Here is a 13,960-nt window from a genome sequence, read left to right as displayed (position 1 = left end):
CATCACTCCCGTTGCATCGTCGCAATTCTATAGCTTGCAACGAGGGGAAAATGAAATTCCTTTTTGTTACCAGACAGCGCACCCGGCCCGCGCACTTTCCCGCGCCACGCGCAAGACATCATAGGCCGCCCGCGCCGCCACCAGCGAATCCTGCCACGCCTCCCGCCAAAGCCGCACGCCACCGACCAGCCCCTCGCCGAGCATTTTGGAGGAAAACGCCTCAACGGTGAGATCGCCGCGATAGCCCGCCGATTCCAGCGCGCGGCAATAGCCGAGCACGTCGAAATGCCCGCCGCCGAGCAGGCCGCGATTGCTGTCGGCGACATGGGCGTAGCCGAGCAGGGATGCATTGCGCTGGATGGCGGCGGCGATATCCCCCTCCTCGATGTTCATATGGAACGTATCCATGTGGATGAAGAGATTGGAGCCACCGGAGGCGCGGATCAGGTCGGCTGCCTCGTCCAGCGTGTTGACGAGGTAGCTCTCGTAGCGGTTGACCGGTTCGAGGCCGAGGCGCACGCCGAGTTCGCCGGCACGCCGATCGAGGCGGGCAAGGCTTGCCGCGACCTGCGCGCGCTGGGCTTTCGTCGCTGGTGCCGCATAGTTGGCGAAAGCGGCATAGGTGATGCCGGAGACGGCGGGCGCCTCCAGTTCCGCGGCGATCTCCAGGCAGCGGGCGACGCTCGCCTCGCCTCGCCTCGCCACCTCTGGATCATCTGAAGCGATATCGGTATCCGGCCCGAGCGCCATGCCGAGGCGGAGCTCCAGCCCCGCCTCCCGCGCCACCCGCCTGGTCAGCGGAATGTCGAGCGCGGCCGGGTCGAACAGCAGTACCTCGATCAGTTCGAAGCCGATTTCGGCGGCGGCGCGGCAACTCGCCTCCGCCGCCGCGGGCGACCAGTCATCGGTGAAGACCAGGCTGTGAATGCCGAGTTTTCCGCTCATGTCGTGCTCCTCAGCCGAAGATGGAGCGGATGGTGCCGCCGTCGGCGCGGTGGCAGACGCCGTTCATCGCATTGTTCGTCATCAACTGCACGACGCCGCGCCCGTGCATGGCCGGGTCGATCAGTTTCTGCGTGAGGTTGGAGGGCTGGACGTCGCGGTAGAAATCGGCAAGCGCCTGCTCGACCGTCTTGCCTTGCTGGGCCGCGAGGTCGGCGAAATAGGTTTCCACCGATTCCGTCGCCGTGCTGCCGGGCATGTAGCTGTTCACCCGCACATTCGTACCGCGCGTCAGTTCGGCGAGTGAGCGGCTGAGGCCGAGCATCGCCGTCTTCGTCGTCGAATAGGGGATCATGTTGCCGATGGAGCGGATCGCCGCTTCCGAGGAGATGAAGACGATGCTGCCGTCGTTGCGCGCCAGCATGTCCTTCAGCACGATGCGCGAGATGCGGATCGCCGTCATCAGGTTGTGCTCAAAATATTCCCGCCAGCGCTCGTCGCTGACCTCGAAGAAATCGTTGACGTCGAAGACGCCGATATTGTTGACGAGGAAGGAGACCGGGCCGAGCTTGCCGGCGAAGTCCGCAAGCGTTGTGGCCCCCTCGGGCGTCAGCAGGTCGGCGACGACGCCGTGGGCGCGCGGGCCGATCGAGGCGCAGGCCTTGTCGAGCTTGGCCTGGTCGCGGCCGTTGATGACGACGACGGCGCCCTCGTCATGAAAGGTCTTGGCGATGGCATAGCCGATGCCCGTGGCGCCGCCGGTGACGATGGCGATCTTGCCGTTGATCCCGAAATCCATGTCCTAGTTCCTCTCCCTGTTTGTCGTACTGCCCACGCGGGCGAATTGCGCGAGCCGGTCGCAGGCTGTCTTGATCTGATCGAAGACGGCCTCGAAGGTCGCGCGGGGTTCGCCCCACGGGTCGATGATGCTGGTTTCCTCGCCGGGCGCCGAAAAGGCGCCGAGCCGTCCGATCCGCGCCCGGCTCGTTGCGGGCCGCAAGGCGTGGATCGCCGCCATGTTGTGGTCGTCCATGCCGAGGATCAAGTCGAATTCCTCGAAGTCTGTCTTTCGGATCTGGCGCGCCACCAGCGTGTCGAGACGGATGCCTCGCCCTGCCGCCACCGCGGTCGTTTCGCCATGCGGCGGCTTGCCGACGTTCCAGTCCATGATGGCCGCGCTGTCGATGCGATGATCCGGCAAGGCCGCCCGCAGGATGCCGTCGGCCGTCGGCGAGCGGCAGATATTGCCGCGGCAGACGATCAGCACCGACAAGGGTGGGCGGGCAACCGGGGCGATACAATACGCCGTTCCCGCTTCTATCAAGCGCACATCCGCCTGCGGCGCGAGGGCGGCCAGACGTCGTGCGCCATCGACGGGATCGAGCGTGTTGAAGTCGAAAAGTCCAAAATGGTGGCCGAGCATGGCGCGCGCGCCGATTTCGTGGGCAAGGGCCACCGCTTCTTCCAGCGTGAGATTGCCGGGCACGCCGTTTGCCGCCCGCTCCGCATCACGGCCATTGACCGGCAGCAGAGCGAGATCGACACGAAACGGCATCAGCCATTCGGCCAGACCGGGAAACGGAAGCGTATCGCCGGAATGCCAGAGCGTGACGCCGCCGCCGGTGAGCACGTAGCCGAGGAACAGATGGCCGTCCTCGGTCTTGCGCAGGTCCTCGTGCGCTGCAGGCGTGGCGGTCGCCAGCACGCCGCCGAGATCGACGCTTTCCCCTGCATCGATCAGCTCGAGCCGGTCCTCCGGCACGCCGCGTTCGATGGCACGCGCCCGTTCCGCCCGCGGGGCGAGGACGCGCGCAGCGGGATTGGCCGCCAGCAGGGCTGGGATCGTGCCGGGGTCCATGTGGTCCGTGTGGCCATGGGTGCAGAGCAGCCAGTCGATACCGGTGAGGTCATCGGGCGCGATGACCGGCGGTGTCATGCGCGTATGCGGAAAGGGTGTGCCACGATACTTTTCCGCAAGGCAATCCGAAAGGTAGGCGTCGATGACGATGCGCAATCCGCCCTGGGCGATCAGGAACCCCGCCTGCCCCAGCCAGGCCAGCGTCGCGCCGTCGCCCGGTTCAAGACGATCGACACTGGCAAGGCGGCGGGTCTCCGGGATGCTCACGGGCACACCAGGTTCTTCAAAAGATTGTCGACGGCGACGCTGGTGGCGCGGTCGACACTTTCCTCGGTGAAGCCGCCGGCGTGGGGCGTCAGGATGACCCGCTCGTGGCTGAGCAACGCGGAGGCCGAGGGCGGTTCCTGATGGAAGACATCGGTCGCCAGCGTGGAGACGTGTCCGCTTTCGAGCGCCGCCAGCATGGCGCCGTCATCGATGAGTTCCGCGCGCGCCGTGTTGACGACGATGACACCCTTGCGCATGCGCGAAAACATCGCGGCATCGAGCATGGGCCTTTCGCCGGGCGGGCAATGAAAGCTCACGGCATCCGCCCCGCACAGCCCCTCCTCCAGGCCGACATAGCGAAAACCCGGCCGCACGAAGCCCGCATTCGGATAGGGATCGTAGCCGACCACCTCCATGCCGAGACCGAGTGCCATGTCGGCGACTTCGCGGCCGATGGCGCCACAGCCGATGACGGCGAGCGTGCGCCCCTTCACCTCGCAGCCGATGCGCCGCCGCCATTCCCCCTTGCTCATGTGCTGGTGCGACCAGGGGATATGGCGCGAGGCGGCGAGCAGCAGGCCGATGGCAAGTTCCGCCACGCCGCGAGCGTTCGCCCCGGTCGCCCGCTCTACGGTGATCCCGCGCGCCTCGGCTTCGAAAATGTCGATATTGTCGACGCCCGTGCCGTTGCGGCTGATGACCCTGAGGCCGCTTGCCGCATCGAGCACGCGCAGGCTGATCGGCTCGACGCCGGCAAGCCAGCCGACGCAGCCCGGAATGCTGCGCAGCAGGTCCTCCTCCGACGGCATTTTGCCGGGAGCAGGATAGACGATTTCGAACCCCTGCTCCACGAGCCGCGACAGGACGGGATGGCCCGCGCCGGAGAGCGAGCGGGGCGTGACGGCGATCTTACCGGTCATCGGTCTCGTCCGCTCAGCCGTTCCAACGCGGATTGTCGATGACGGTCGGCTTGCCGTCGCGCTCGACCATCAGCTTGCGGAAACCCTTGCTCTCGATCGTGCCATAGTCATGGCCGGCATTGCCGGGAAAGGCGAAGAAGGTGACGAGCGGCTCGGTCGGATGCACGTTGATCGAGCGGTGCGCCCAGCGGCCGGGCACGTAGACGGCCTTGCCCGGCAGGAATTCCAGCCATTGCGTCTCGCCTTCCGGCGTCTCCATCATCATGTAGCCGTGGCCGCGCAGGCAGTAATAGACTTCCGCCGTATCGATGACCGTGTGAAAATGGCCCTTGGTCATGTGGTACTCATCGCCCACCTTGCCGGGATAGGTGATAGAGGTGCCGTAGGCGATGTCCTTTTCGCTGTCGGGAACGCCCATGTCGTAGAATTCGTAGAGCAGGCTGTCGCCCCTGGCGAGCTGCGCCTCGAAGGCCGCCTCGTCGTGGAACATGCCCTTCATCTTGGAGAGCGTGCGGCGGATCGGCTCGCGGGTCGAGCTGAGGCCGTTGTTGAGGTTGAATTCATGCAGGCTTGGTAAAACGGTCATGTCCTGTTCCTTTCAGGCGGTGGCGTCGCGGGCGATGCGGCTCAAGTCGTCGAAGGCTGGCCCGGACATGGGGATGTCGATGTCGAAAACTTCCGCGATGACGCGGGTCCAGCCGTGGATGAAGTAGACCCACCCATCGTGGACCGTGAGGTTGCGGTTCTCGGCTGCGGCGCGTGCCTGGTCGAGGAAGACGAGGTCGCCGCGATAGTTGAACTCCCAGACGAGGCCGTCCTGCGGGAACTGGACCGCGCCCGTCAGCGGCGAGCCCGGCCCGTCCTTGCCGAGGCCGGTAGCGTTGACCACCATGGAGCCCGGCGGCAGGTCGGCCACCACCGCGTCGGCCTCCGCGGGCGTCGGCGCAAGGCGATAGTCGATGGGGATGGCAAAACCGATTTCTTGGTGAACGTGGCGCATCTCGGCCAGCGATGCCTCGCGCCGCGCCGTCACGACGATGCGCTGCGGCGTGTCGCCGCCTGCCCGATTCTTGTTGTGCAGGTAGAGCGACAAGGCGAGCGAAGAGCCGCCGGCGCCGAGGATGCAGAGCGTCGCGCCCGTCCTGGCCCAGTGCCCTTCCGGGGCAATGGCTTCGAAACTGGCGCCGGCCGTGATCGGGTCCTTGGCGTGACCGGCAAGACGCGTGCCGCGCTTGGAGATCGAGCTGATCTCGTGCAGGGTTTCGGCATAGGGGTCGAGGTCGTCGAAGAGGTCGCGCGACGCCTTGAGCAAGTTGACCTTGTGGGTGGTTACCAGCGCGCCGAGAGACAGCGGGTCGCTCTTGATGAACTCCACCGCACAGCGATAGGCTGATGGTTCCGAATTCGGCGCAAAGTCGATGCCCTTCATCTCGGCATCGAGACCGAGATGGGCCGACCAGGCCGGGAAGACCTTCATGATCGAGGATTTCCCGGTGGTCACGCCGATGAAATACATCGTGCGCCGGCTTGCTGGTGTGTAGGTCATGACGAACGTTTCCTAGTCGTGTTCGGCCCAGTCGCGCGACCGGTCCACGGTGCGGCACCAGCCGCGGTAAAGCGTGTCGGCGATCGCGCGTTCGACGGTCGGCTCGAACGCCTTGTCGAGGGCGAAGGCCGTGTGAAGTTCGGCCTGGTCCTTCCAGTAGCCGACGGCCAGGCCGGCGAGGAAAGCCGCACCCCGCGCCGTCGTGTCGATGACCTTGGGGCGCAGCACGCGCACACCGAGCTGGTCGGCCTGGAACTGCAGGACGAAATTGTTCATCGCCGCGCCGCCATCCACCTTCAGTTCGGCGAGCGCGATGCCGGAATCGGCCTCCATGCGGTCGATGACGTCGCGGATCTGGTAGGCCATGGATTCCAGCGAGGCGCGGATGAGATGGTTGCGGTTGGCGCCGCGGGTGATGCCGACGATCGTGCCGCGGGCATATTGATCCCAGAACGGCGCGGAAAGCCCGGTGAAGGCCGGCACGATATAGACGCCGTTGGTGTCCGGCACATCCATCGCGGCGGCTTCCGTCTCAGAAGCGCTGTGGATGATCTTCAATTCGTCGCGCAGCCACTGCACCACCGAACCGACGGAAAACAGCGTGCCCTCCAGCGCATATTCCAGCTTTCCGCCGAGGCGCCAGGCGACCGTGGTCAGCAGGCCGTTGTCGGAGGTGCGGATCTGGCTGCCGGTGTTCATCAGCAGCGTACCGCCGGTGCCGTAGGTCGCCTTGACCATGCCGGTGTGGAAGCAGGACTGGCCGAAAAGCGCGCCCTGCTGGTCGCCGATCGAGGAGGCAACGGGGATTTCGCCGCCGAAGAGATCGGGATCGGTCAGGCCATAGACGTCGGAGGAATCGCGCACGTCGGGCAGGATCGCGCGTGGCACGTTGATTTCGGCGAGCAGGCGCTCGTCCCAGTCGCCGGTGCAGATGTTGAACAGCAGCGTGCGTGAGGCGTTGGAGGCGTCCGTCACATGGGCGCGGCCGCCGGTGAGGTTCCAGATCAGCCAGGTGTCGATGGTGCCGGCGGCAAGTTCGCCGCGCTCGGCGCGCCGGCGGGCGCCGGGCGTGTTGTCGAGCAGCCAGGCGAGCTTGGTGCCGGAGAAATAGGCGTCGATGACGAGGCCGGTATTCTCCTTCACATAGGGTTCCAGCCCGCGCGCCTTCAGCTGGTCGCAGATGCCGGCGGTGCGGCGGTCCTGCCAGACGAGGGCGTGGTGCAGCGGCACGCCGGTCTTGCGATCCCAGATGAGGCAGGTCTCACGCTGGTTGGTGATGCCGATGGCGGCGATCTCGGCGGCGGAGATGCCGATATTCTGCATCACCTCGCGGGCGACGGAAAGCTGGGTGGCCCAGATCTCGTTGGCATCGTGCTCCACCCAGCCGGGCCGCGGATAGATCTGGCGGAACTCGCGCTGCGCGAGCGAGACGATGTTGCCGCCCCGATCGAAAAGGATGGCCCTCGCACTGGACGTTCCCTCGTCCAGTGCCATGACATAACGCTCAACCATGTCTTCCTCCCCCGCATCGTCAATCGTTCGGCTTGAACAGGATCTTGTGATACCTGCCGAAGCTGCGGTCCTTCAGTGCCTTGAAAATGGACGGCGCCTCCTCAAGCGTCGCCCGGTGGGTAATCAGCGGCTCGACCGTCAACCGGCCGTCGCCAAGCAATCCGATGATGTCAAACCATTCCTTGCCGGGAAACGGCAGGGAATAGGAATTCCACGAGCCGACCACCTGCAATTCCTCGCGCACCATCTTCGCAAAGGCCTTTTCCGCAAAGGTAACGTCGCCATAGGCGGTGCCGTAGAGCATGACCGCGCCCTGCTTAGCCGCAACCATGATCGACAGATCCCGCCCCGGCGCGGAGCCCGCGCATTCCAGCGACACGGCAACCCCACGCCCGCCAGTCACCTCGCGGACGCGGGCGATGACATCGTCGCGCGTCGGATTGAGGCAGAGATCAGCGCCGATGCTCTTCGCCAGCTCTAGCTTGTCGTCGTCCACGTCGATGGCGATCAGCGGCCGTGCGCCGGAAAGCCGGGCGAACTGCAGGGCAAAATAACCGAGCGCGCCGCAGCCGACCACTGCCACCGCATCGCCAAGCTTCAGGTCGAGCTTGTGGATGCCGTGCAGGATGATGGCCGCTGGTTCGATCGTCGCGGCGACCTCGTAGGATACGTTGTCGGGCACCTTCAGCACGTTGGTGGCCGGCGCGCAGAGATATTGCGCAAAGGCGCCGTCGCTGCGCGAGCCGACGAAATCGTAATCGTCGCAGAGTTGGAACTTTCCCGCCTCGCACCATTGGCATTTTCGGCACGGCATCAGCGGCGCGACAGCCACGCGGTCGCCGGCTTTCAGATGGGAGACGGCGGCGCCGACCCGCTCCACCCGGCCGGCGAACTCGTGGCCGGGAATGATCGGGAAACGATAGGTGCCCGTCACCATCACGCGGCCGATATCCGAGCCGCAGATGCCGGCGGCCTTCACCTCGATGAGAACCTCGTCCGGGCCGATGCCCGGCACCGGCACATCCTCGACGCGCAGATCCCCCGGCGCATGCAAAACGGCGGCCTTCATCGCAGGCTCTCCTCCTGAGGATAAATGATGGTCTTCATGCCCTTGCCCGAAAGCGCATGGTCGAAGGCGGCGACCGCATCCGCCATGCCGAAGCGATGGGTCACGATATCGGTGACGCGGATCTTGCCGGTCTCCACGAGTTTCAGCGCCCGGGCGTAATCCTCGACGCTCGAGCCGGTCGAGCCGAGCAGCTTCAGGCCCCAATAATGCACCTTGTTGGTGTCGAGCTCGACCTTGGTGCCCTTGTTGAGGCCGGAGAAGAAGTTCATGCGGCCGAGACGGGCGAGGCAGGCCATCGCCTGGACTTGTAGTTCCGGCGCCGGTGCGCAGGTCAGTGCCACATCGACGCCGCGGCCGCCCGTCAGGCGCAGCACTTCCTCCACCACGTCGACGCGGCTGGAATCCACCGTGTCCGTCGCGCCCTGCGGCGCGATCTCTTCGAGCCGTTCCGCGCGCCGGCCGACCACGATGACCTGCCTTGCGCCATAGGCCTTCGCCAATTGCAGGAACAGGCCGGCGATCGGCCCCGTGCCGAGAATGAGGACGCGGTCCTCCGGCGTCACCACAAGGTCCTTCCAGGCATTGAAGCAGCAGGAGAGCGGTTCGACCAGCGAGGCCTCCTCGTAGCTCATGCCGGCGGGAATCTCGAAGAGGTTGCCGCCGTAAAGCGCCTTGGCTGTGACGGTCATATATTGCTGGAAGCCGCCGTCGATATCGATGCCGAAGGCCTCGTAGTCGGGGCACATATTGTTGAGCCCGCGGCGGCACATCTCGCAATGGCCGCAGCCGATATTCGGCACCGCCGATACCCGCTGACCCCTCTTCCAATGCCCGACATGCCGGCCGACCTCGACTATCTCGCCGGCAAGCTCATGGCCGAGCACCCGCGTGTCGTTTTCCCCGACACGAAAATGGCCGCCGCGGATGACCTTCAGGTCCGTGCCGCAGATCGAGGCTGCGAAGACGCGGATCAGAACCTCGTCATCCTGCGGCACGGGGCGCGGGCGCTCTTCGAGCGCGATCCGGCCCCTGCCCTGATACACGGCGGCCTTCATCGGCTTACACCTCCATCCCGTAGCGGTGCGCCTTGTGGGTGGGGTAGAGCGAAATGGTCGGAATGGTGACGTCGGGGGTGCGGGTCGCGACGTAGAGGGCGAGCCAGGCAACGTTGTCGACGTCGATGCAGGAGGCATGAATGCCTTCCTTGATTTCCTTTTCGTCGAGCCAGCCGTCGACATAGGCTTCGAGGTCGCCGTCATAGAGGCCCTTGTCGATGATCTCGGTCATCGGCGTCTTGACGTGGCTGGGGTTCAGAACGGTGACGCCGATCTTCTTGTCCTTGCCTTCGAGCAGGATGTTCTTCGAAAAGCCCAGCATGCCATGTTTGGAGGCGCGATAGGGACTGTGGCCGGGGCCGGAGGCGACGCGGGTCGAGGAGGAGCCCATATTGATGATGCGCCCGCCCTCGGCCTGCTTTTCCATATAGAGGAAGGCTTCGCGGCAGCAGAGGAAGACGGCCGTCAGGTTCGGGCCGATCGTCTTGTTCCACTCTTCCAGCGTCACGCGGGTGACCGGCGGGGCGAGACTGTCACGACCGGCGGAATTGACCACCACATCGACCGAGCCGAAGGTCTCGTTGACCTGCTTGAAGAAGGCGCGAACCGTCTCCTCTTCGCAGACATCGGCATAGATCGGCAGGACCGTGCCGCCATCGGCCTCGATCTCGCCGGCGATGCGCGTCAGGCGCTCCCGGTCGAAATCGATCATGGCGACCTTGGCGCCGTTCTGGGCATAGATGCGGGCAACGGCTTCGCCGATCCCGGATGCTGCACCGGTGATGATGCAGGATTTCCCTTTGAGGGACAGCCCCTCCGACAGGGTATTGCTGGGCATTGGAACCTCCGTTTTGTGCCCCGATCGAGGCGTGTCCAGATTTTCGATGAAACCGTTCAGGCCGTGCGGGCGAGCGCGACCGCCTCCGCCGTGAGCCGGGAAATCTCGTCAAAGCGCCCTTCCCGGATGAGTTTTGCGTCCACCATCCAGGAACCGCCGCAGGCGAGCACGGCGGGAAGCGCGAGGTAGTTCGCGAGGTTCGCAACCCCGATGCCGCCCGTCGGCACGAAGCGCATGGCCGGATAAGGCCCCGTCAGCGCCTTGAGGAAGGGCACGCCACCGCTCGGCTCGGCCGGAAAGAATTTGACGGCCTCCAGCCCGAAGGACATGGCCTGCTCGACGCCGGTCGGGTTGTTGATGCCGGGCACGATCGGCAGGCCGAGTGCCTGCGCCGCCGTGACGATGGCCGGATTGAAACCCGGCGTGACGATGAATTGCGCGCCGGCTTCCGCGGCCATGTCGAGCTGTTCGGCCGTCAAGACCGTGCCGGCGCCGAGCAGCATGTCGGGAACCTCGGCGCGGATGCGGCGCAGCGATTCCGCCGCTGCCGCCGTGCGGAACGTCACCTCGGCGACGGGCAAGCCGCCATCGACCAGGGCACGCGCCAGGGGAACGGCGTCTTCGGCCCGATCCAGCACGACGACGGGCAGGATGCGCGCCGCCGCAATCCGCTTCACCACCTCCGCTCCGGTCAAAGCCATGTTCCCCTCCCATCGAATTTCCTACCGTGACCAACAGATAGAATGAAATTCGTTATTGTGCAATATCAAAAAAAATGATTTTTATTTTTTGCGCTGGCGATCGAGAGAAATCCCGTGCGCGCGGCCTCATATCGTCTTGCGAAGGCGGCCTCCCCCGGAAATGAAAAATTGGCAATGGAAAGCGACAACATGATCAGAGCAGTCTTGTGGGACATGGACGGCACCCTGGTGGATAGCGAGGACATTGCGGTCGAGGCGCTGGCCTGCGCCATGCAGGAGGCCGGCCTGCCGCCACCCGCGGACCTCAAGGCGCGGGTCGTCGGCCGCTCGGCCGACGAGATCTACGCGATCATCGCCCGGGACTTCGGCTTGCAGGCTGATCCGCTGGAATGGGAGTGCCGCAAGAACCACCATTATTTTCGCGCAGCGGAGAGACTGAGAGGCTACGACGACGCGGTGTCGACCTGGCACCGCCTCGCCACGGCCGGCATCCGCCAGGCTGTCGTCTCCAACAGCGACCGCGCCATCGTCGACGTGAACCTCAGGGCCGCCGGCCTTGTCCGTCCCGGGCTCGTCACCGTCGCGCGCAACGATGTCCTGCTCGGCAAGCCCCACCCGGAGGGCTATTTCCGCGCCGCCTACCTGCTCGGCGTCGAACCGCACGAATGCCTGATCGTCGAAGACAGCGGCAGCGGCGCGGCCGCAGCCCTTGCTGCCGGCATCGAAACGGTCTTCGTGCCGCACAGCCACAGCGCTCCGCCGCAGGGCGTGCGCTGGCTCACTTCCATGGCCGAACTCGAAGAGCGCGTGCTGGGCGCGCGATGACCGGGACAGCCGACGGGCCGTGCCAAGACACATTGACGATCCTCCTCGAGGTCAATAGATATATCATATATTATCATGAAATCCCGGGAGGAAGCGATGGTGGATTATATTGTTGTGGGCGGCGGTTCGGCGGGCAGCGCGCTGGCCGGCCGGCTGGCGCTCGGCGATGCGGGAAAGGTGCTGGTGATCGAGGCCGGCCCGCGCGACAGCAATCCGTTGATCCACATTCCGGCGGGCTTCGTGAAGCTGCTCGACTCGGATCTTCTCTATCACTACAAGACCGAAGCGCAGCCGGCGCTGAACGGCCGCGCGCCCGTGATGCCGCAGGGCGCGGTGCTTGGCGGCGGCGGCTCGGTCAATGCCGCCATCTACATTCGCGGCCAGCGCCGCGACTATGACGACTGGGCGCGCCTCGGCGCCGATGGCTGGGCCTATAGCGACGTGCTCCCCTATTTCCGCCGGGCGGAAGACAATGACCGGCTTTCGGACGCCTATCATGGCATCGGCGGCCCGCTCGGTGTCTCCGACCTCCGACAGGTGACCGACCTGACGCGCGCCTTCGTACGCGCCGCCCAGGAAGCCGGCATTCCCTACACACCGGACTTCAACGGCACGCGCCAGCGCGGCGTCGGCTTCAACCAGACCACAACCCGCAACGGCCGCCGATGCAGCGCCGCTGTCGGCTACATGCGCCCGGCCATGAAAACCGGCAACCTCGAAATCCGCACCGGTTGCCTCGTCACCCGCATCCTCTTCGACGGCGACCGCGCCAGCGGCGTCGAATATGTCCGCAACGGCAAGGTCGAGACGGCCTTGGCCGACAAGGACGTCATCCTCTCCGGCGGCGCGGTGCAGACACCGAAGCTGCTGATGCTGTCCGGCATCGGCCCGGAAGCGGAACTGAACCGGCACGGCATCGCTGTCAAACACCGGTTGGAGGGCGTCGGCCAGAACCTGCAGGATCATCTCGAATTCCCCGCCATCCGCTTCTGCACCGGCCGTCACGGCTATTACGGCGAGGACAGTTTTTTGCGGTCCGTGAAAAACGGGCTGCAATACCTGCTGTTCAAGTCGGGACCGGTCATGTCGAATGTCACGGAGGCCTGCGCCTTCATGAATGTCGACGACATGGAGGCCGAGCCGAACATCCAGATGCATTTCGTGCCTATCGTCTTCATGGACAGCGACCAGGAGCAGGTGAAACGCGCCGGCGCCACCGTGAACCCCTGCGTGCTCAGGCCGGAGAGCCGTGGCGAAATCCGGCTGAAATCCACCGACCCGGCCGCCCATCCGATCGTCGACCCGCGTTACCTGACGGCGCCGGAGGACATGCGGCTTTCCGTGAAGGCGCTGAAGCTCGCCCGCAACATTCTGGCGCAGCCCTCCTTCGCCGATTTCGTGGAAGACGGCGAGGCCTATCCCGGCAAGGCGGTGGACGACGATGCGGCGCTCGGCGCCTATATCCGCTCCAAGGGCAAGACGGTCTATCATCCGGTCGGCACCTGTCGGATGGGGCGCGACGCGATGTCGGTCGTCGATCCGGAGCTTCGCGTGCACGGCCTGCGCAATCTGCGCGTTGTGGACAACTCCGTCATGCCGACACTGATTTCGGGCAATACCAACGCAACCGCGATAATGATCGGAGAGAAAGCTTCGGATATCATCCGCGGCCTGGCGCCGCTTGCGCCATCGAACGCTTGATGCGTAAGTGCCAGGATAGGAAACGCCACGGGTCCCTGCATGAGCCAGCTGCCGAAAATCAACAAGGGAAATCTCTCCGAGCAGGTCTACGGCACCATTCGCGCATCCCTGATGGACGGCCGCTACGAGCCCGGCGAGCGGCTGACCATCGCCAGCCTCGCCGACCAACTCGGCGTTTCCATCACGCCGGTGCGCGAGGCGATCTTCCGCCTCGTCACCGAGCGGGCGCTGGAGATGCGGGCTGCGACCTCCATCCAGGTCCGCAGCCTCACGGCCTCGGAACTGCGCGAGATCCAGCTCATTCGCCACCATCTGGAGGGCGAAGCGGCGGCCCAGGCGGCCGTCAAGATATCGGCAAAGGACTTGGCAGTCCTTGAAGCGCTACACGCCGATTTCGCCAAGACCGCCGCCACCGATCCGCTCGAAGCCTCGCATATCAACCGCGAGTTCCACTTCAAGCTGGCGGAAGCGGCGGAAATGCCGATGCTCTATTCGACCATCGAAGGCATGTGGGCGCAGATGGGGCCGCTCATCCATCTCTACCACCTGCACACCCCTCCCCGCGTGCTCGTCAGCGGCAAACATGGCCATTACGACGTGCTGCGCGCACTGGCCGCCCGCGACCCGGAAGGCGCACGCCGCGCCATCCAGGCCGATATCGGTGTCGGTGTCGTGATGGTCGACTGGCTGGAAGCAAAAGGGGCGGCCGAAGCCGCCCCGTGAGCG

14 protein-coding genes are annotated in these 13,960 nt (G+C 65.3%); 3 read left to right on the top strand and 11 right to left on the bottom strand.

Going from position 1 to position 13,960, the window contains the following annotated elements; translation table 11 throughout:
• Positions 1-66: 66 nt before the first annotated feature.
• The 11 genes from J2Y63_RS03425 to J2Y63_RS03375 are packed head-to-tail and all read right to left on the bottom strand — an operon-like array spanning position 67 to position 10,708.
• Entirely contained in the window at positions 67-945 is an 879-nt protein-coding gene (locus tag J2Y63_RS03425) for a sugar phosphate isomerase/epimerase family protein (RefSeq protein WP_435264937.1), read from the bottom strand.
• Between the two features lie 10 nt (positions 946-955).
• Positions 956-1,741, bottom strand: a complete 786-nt coding sequence (locus J2Y63_RS03420; protein WP_435264936.1) for an SDR family NAD(P)-dependent oxidoreductase — start codon at positions 1,739-1,741, stop codon at positions 956-958.
• Between the two features lie 3 nt (positions 1,742-1,744).
• Positions 1,745-3,067: an MBL fold metallo-hydrolase gene (locus J2Y63_RS03415; RefSeq protein WP_435264935.1), complete on the bottom strand. Its 1,323-nt coding sequence runs from the start codon at positions 3,065-3,067 to the stop codon at positions 1,745-1,747.
• Positions 3,064-3,987 (bottom strand): phosphoglycerate dehydrogenase, encoded by a 924-nt coding sequence (locus tag J2Y63_RS03410; RefSeq protein ID WP_435264934.1) that lies wholly within the window; start codon positions 3,985-3,987, stop codon positions 3,064-3,066. Before J2Y63_RS03410 ends, J2Y63_RS03415 begins: the two co-directional genes overlap by 4 nt.
• Positions 3,988-4,000: 13 nt before the next feature.
• The gene (locus tag J2Y63_RS03405; protein ID WP_435264933.1) at positions 4,001-4,573 is read right to left on the bottom strand and encodes a glucose-6-phosphate isomerase; all 573 of its coding nucleotides are present in this window, start codon (positions 4,571-4,573) and stop codon (positions 4,001-4,003) included.
• Positions 4,574-4,585: 12 nt separating this feature from the next.
• On the bottom strand, positions 4,586-5,533 hold the full coding sequence (locus J2Y63_RS03400) for a shikimate dehydrogenase family protein (RefSeq protein WP_435264932.1): 948 nt from the start codon (positions 5,531-5,533) through the stop codon (positions 4,586-4,588).
• A gap of 12 nt (positions 5,534-5,545) precedes the next feature.
• On the bottom strand, positions 5,546-7,045 hold the full coding sequence (glpK, locus tag J2Y63_RS03395; RefSeq protein ID WP_435264931.1) for a glycerol kinase GlpK: 1,500 nt from the start codon (positions 7,043-7,045) through the stop codon (positions 5,546-5,548).
• Between the two features lie 19 nt (positions 7,046-7,064).
• A complete protein-coding gene (locus J2Y63_RS03390; protein WP_435264930.1) occupies positions 7,065-8,114 on the bottom strand; it encodes a galactitol-1-phosphate 5-dehydrogenase in 1,050 nt (349 codons plus the stop codon).
• On the bottom strand, positions 8,111-9,169 hold the full coding sequence (locus tag J2Y63_RS03385; protein WP_435264929.1) for a zinc-dependent dehydrogenase: 1,059 nt from the start codon (positions 9,167-9,169) through the stop codon (positions 8,111-8,113). Before J2Y63_RS03385 ends, J2Y63_RS03390 begins: the two co-directional genes overlap by 4 nt.
• A 4-nt stretch (positions 9,170-9,173) precedes the next feature.
• Entirely contained in the window at positions 9,174-10,007 is an 834-nt protein-coding gene (locus tag J2Y63_RS03380) for an SDR family oxidoreductase (RefSeq protein ID WP_435264928.1), read from the bottom strand.
• 56 nt (positions 10,008-10,063) lie between these two features.
• On the bottom strand, positions 10,064-10,708 hold the full coding sequence (locus J2Y63_RS03375; RefSeq protein ID WP_435264927.1) for a bifunctional 4-hydroxy-2-oxoglutarate aldolase/2-dehydro-3-deoxy-phosphogluconate aldolase: 645 nt from the start codon (positions 10,706-10,708) through the stop codon (positions 10,064-10,066).
• 189 nt (positions 10,709-10,897) lie between these two features.
• Here J2Y63_RS03375 and J2Y63_RS03370 point away from each other — a divergent pair, with 189 nt between their 5' ends.
• From J2Y63_RS03370 to J2Y63_RS03360, 3 genes are all read left to right on the top strand, one after another.
• Positions 10,898-11,533 (top strand): HAD family hydrolase, encoded by a 636-nt coding sequence (locus tag J2Y63_RS03370; RefSeq protein ID WP_435264926.1) that lies wholly within the window; start codon positions 10,898-10,900, stop codon positions 11,531-11,533.
• 96 nt (positions 11,534-11,629) lie between these two features.
• Positions 11,630-13,234, top strand: a complete 1,605-nt coding sequence (locus tag J2Y63_RS03365) for a GMC family oxidoreductase (RefSeq protein WP_435264925.1) — start codon at positions 11,630-11,632, stop codon at positions 13,232-13,234.
• 39 nt (positions 13,235-13,273) lie between these two features.
• On the top strand, positions 13,274-13,957 hold the full coding sequence (locus tag J2Y63_RS03360; protein ID WP_435264924.1) for a GntR family transcriptional regulator: 684 nt from the start codon (positions 13,274-13,276) through the stop codon (positions 13,955-13,957).
• Positions 13,958-13,960: the final 3 nt, after the last annotated feature.

The sequence above is a fragment of the Shinella sp. BE166 genome (assembly GCF_051201095.1).
Taxonomy (GTDB): domain Bacteria; phylum Pseudomonadota; class Alphaproteobacteria; order Rhizobiales; family Rhizobiaceae; genus Shinella; species Shinella lacus.
Note: the sequence above shows the minus strand (reverse complement) of the source record. Positions and strands in the feature narration are given on the sequence as shown.

Excerpts from the sequence above, each read along its gene's own strand:
- J2Y63_RS03425 (WP_435264937.1), bottom strand. The coding sequence starts at position 945 with ATGAGCGGAAAACTCGGCATTCACAGCCTGGTCTTCACCGATGACTGG.
- J2Y63_RS03420 (WP_435264936.1), bottom strand. The coding sequence starts at position 1,741 with ATGGATTTCGGGATCAACGGCAAGATCGCCATCGTCACCGGCGGCGCC.
- J2Y63_RS03410 (WP_435264934.1), bottom strand. The coding sequence starts at position 3,987 with ATGACCGGTAAGATCGCCGTCACGCCCCGCTCGCTCTCCGGCGCGGGC.
- J2Y63_RS03405 (WP_435264933.1), bottom strand. The coding sequence starts at position 4,573 with ATGACCGTTTTACCAAGCCTGCATGAATTCAACCTCAACAACGGCCTC.
- J2Y63_RS03400 (WP_435264932.1), bottom strand. The coding sequence starts at position 5,533 with ATGACCTACACACCAGCAAGCCGGCGCACGATGTATTTCATCGGCGTG.
- glpK (WP_435264931.1), bottom strand. The coding sequence starts at position 7,045 with ATGGTTGAGCGTTATGTCATGGCACTGGACGAGGGAACGTCCAGTGCG.
- J2Y63_RS03390 (WP_435264930.1), bottom strand. The coding sequence starts at position 8,114 with ATGAAGGCCGCCGTTTTGCATGCGCCGGGGGATCTGCGCGTCGAGGAT.
- J2Y63_RS03385 (WP_435264929.1), bottom strand. The coding sequence starts at position 9,169 with ATGAAGGCCGCCGTGTATCAGGGCAGGGGCCGGATCGCGCTCGAAGAG.
- J2Y63_RS03380 (WP_435264928.1), bottom strand. The coding sequence starts at position 10,007 with ATGCCCAGCAATACCCTGTCGGAGGGGCTGTCCCTCAAAGGGAAATCC.
- J2Y63_RS03375 (WP_435264927.1), bottom strand. The coding sequence starts at position 10,708 with ATGGCTTTGACCGGAGCGGAGGTGGTGAAGCGGATTGCGGCGGCGCGC.
- J2Y63_RS03370 (WP_435264926.1), top strand. The coding sequence starts at position 10,898 with ATGATCAGAGCAGTCTTGTGGGACATGGACGGCACCCTGGTGGATAGC.
- J2Y63_RS03365 (WP_435264925.1), top strand. The coding sequence starts at position 11,630 with ATGGTGGATTATATTGTTGTGGGCGGCGGTTCGGCGGGCAGCGCGCTG.
- J2Y63_RS03360 (WP_435264924.1), top strand. The coding sequence starts at position 13,274 with ATGAGCCAGCTGCCGAAAATCAACAAGGGAAATCTCTCCGAGCAGGTC.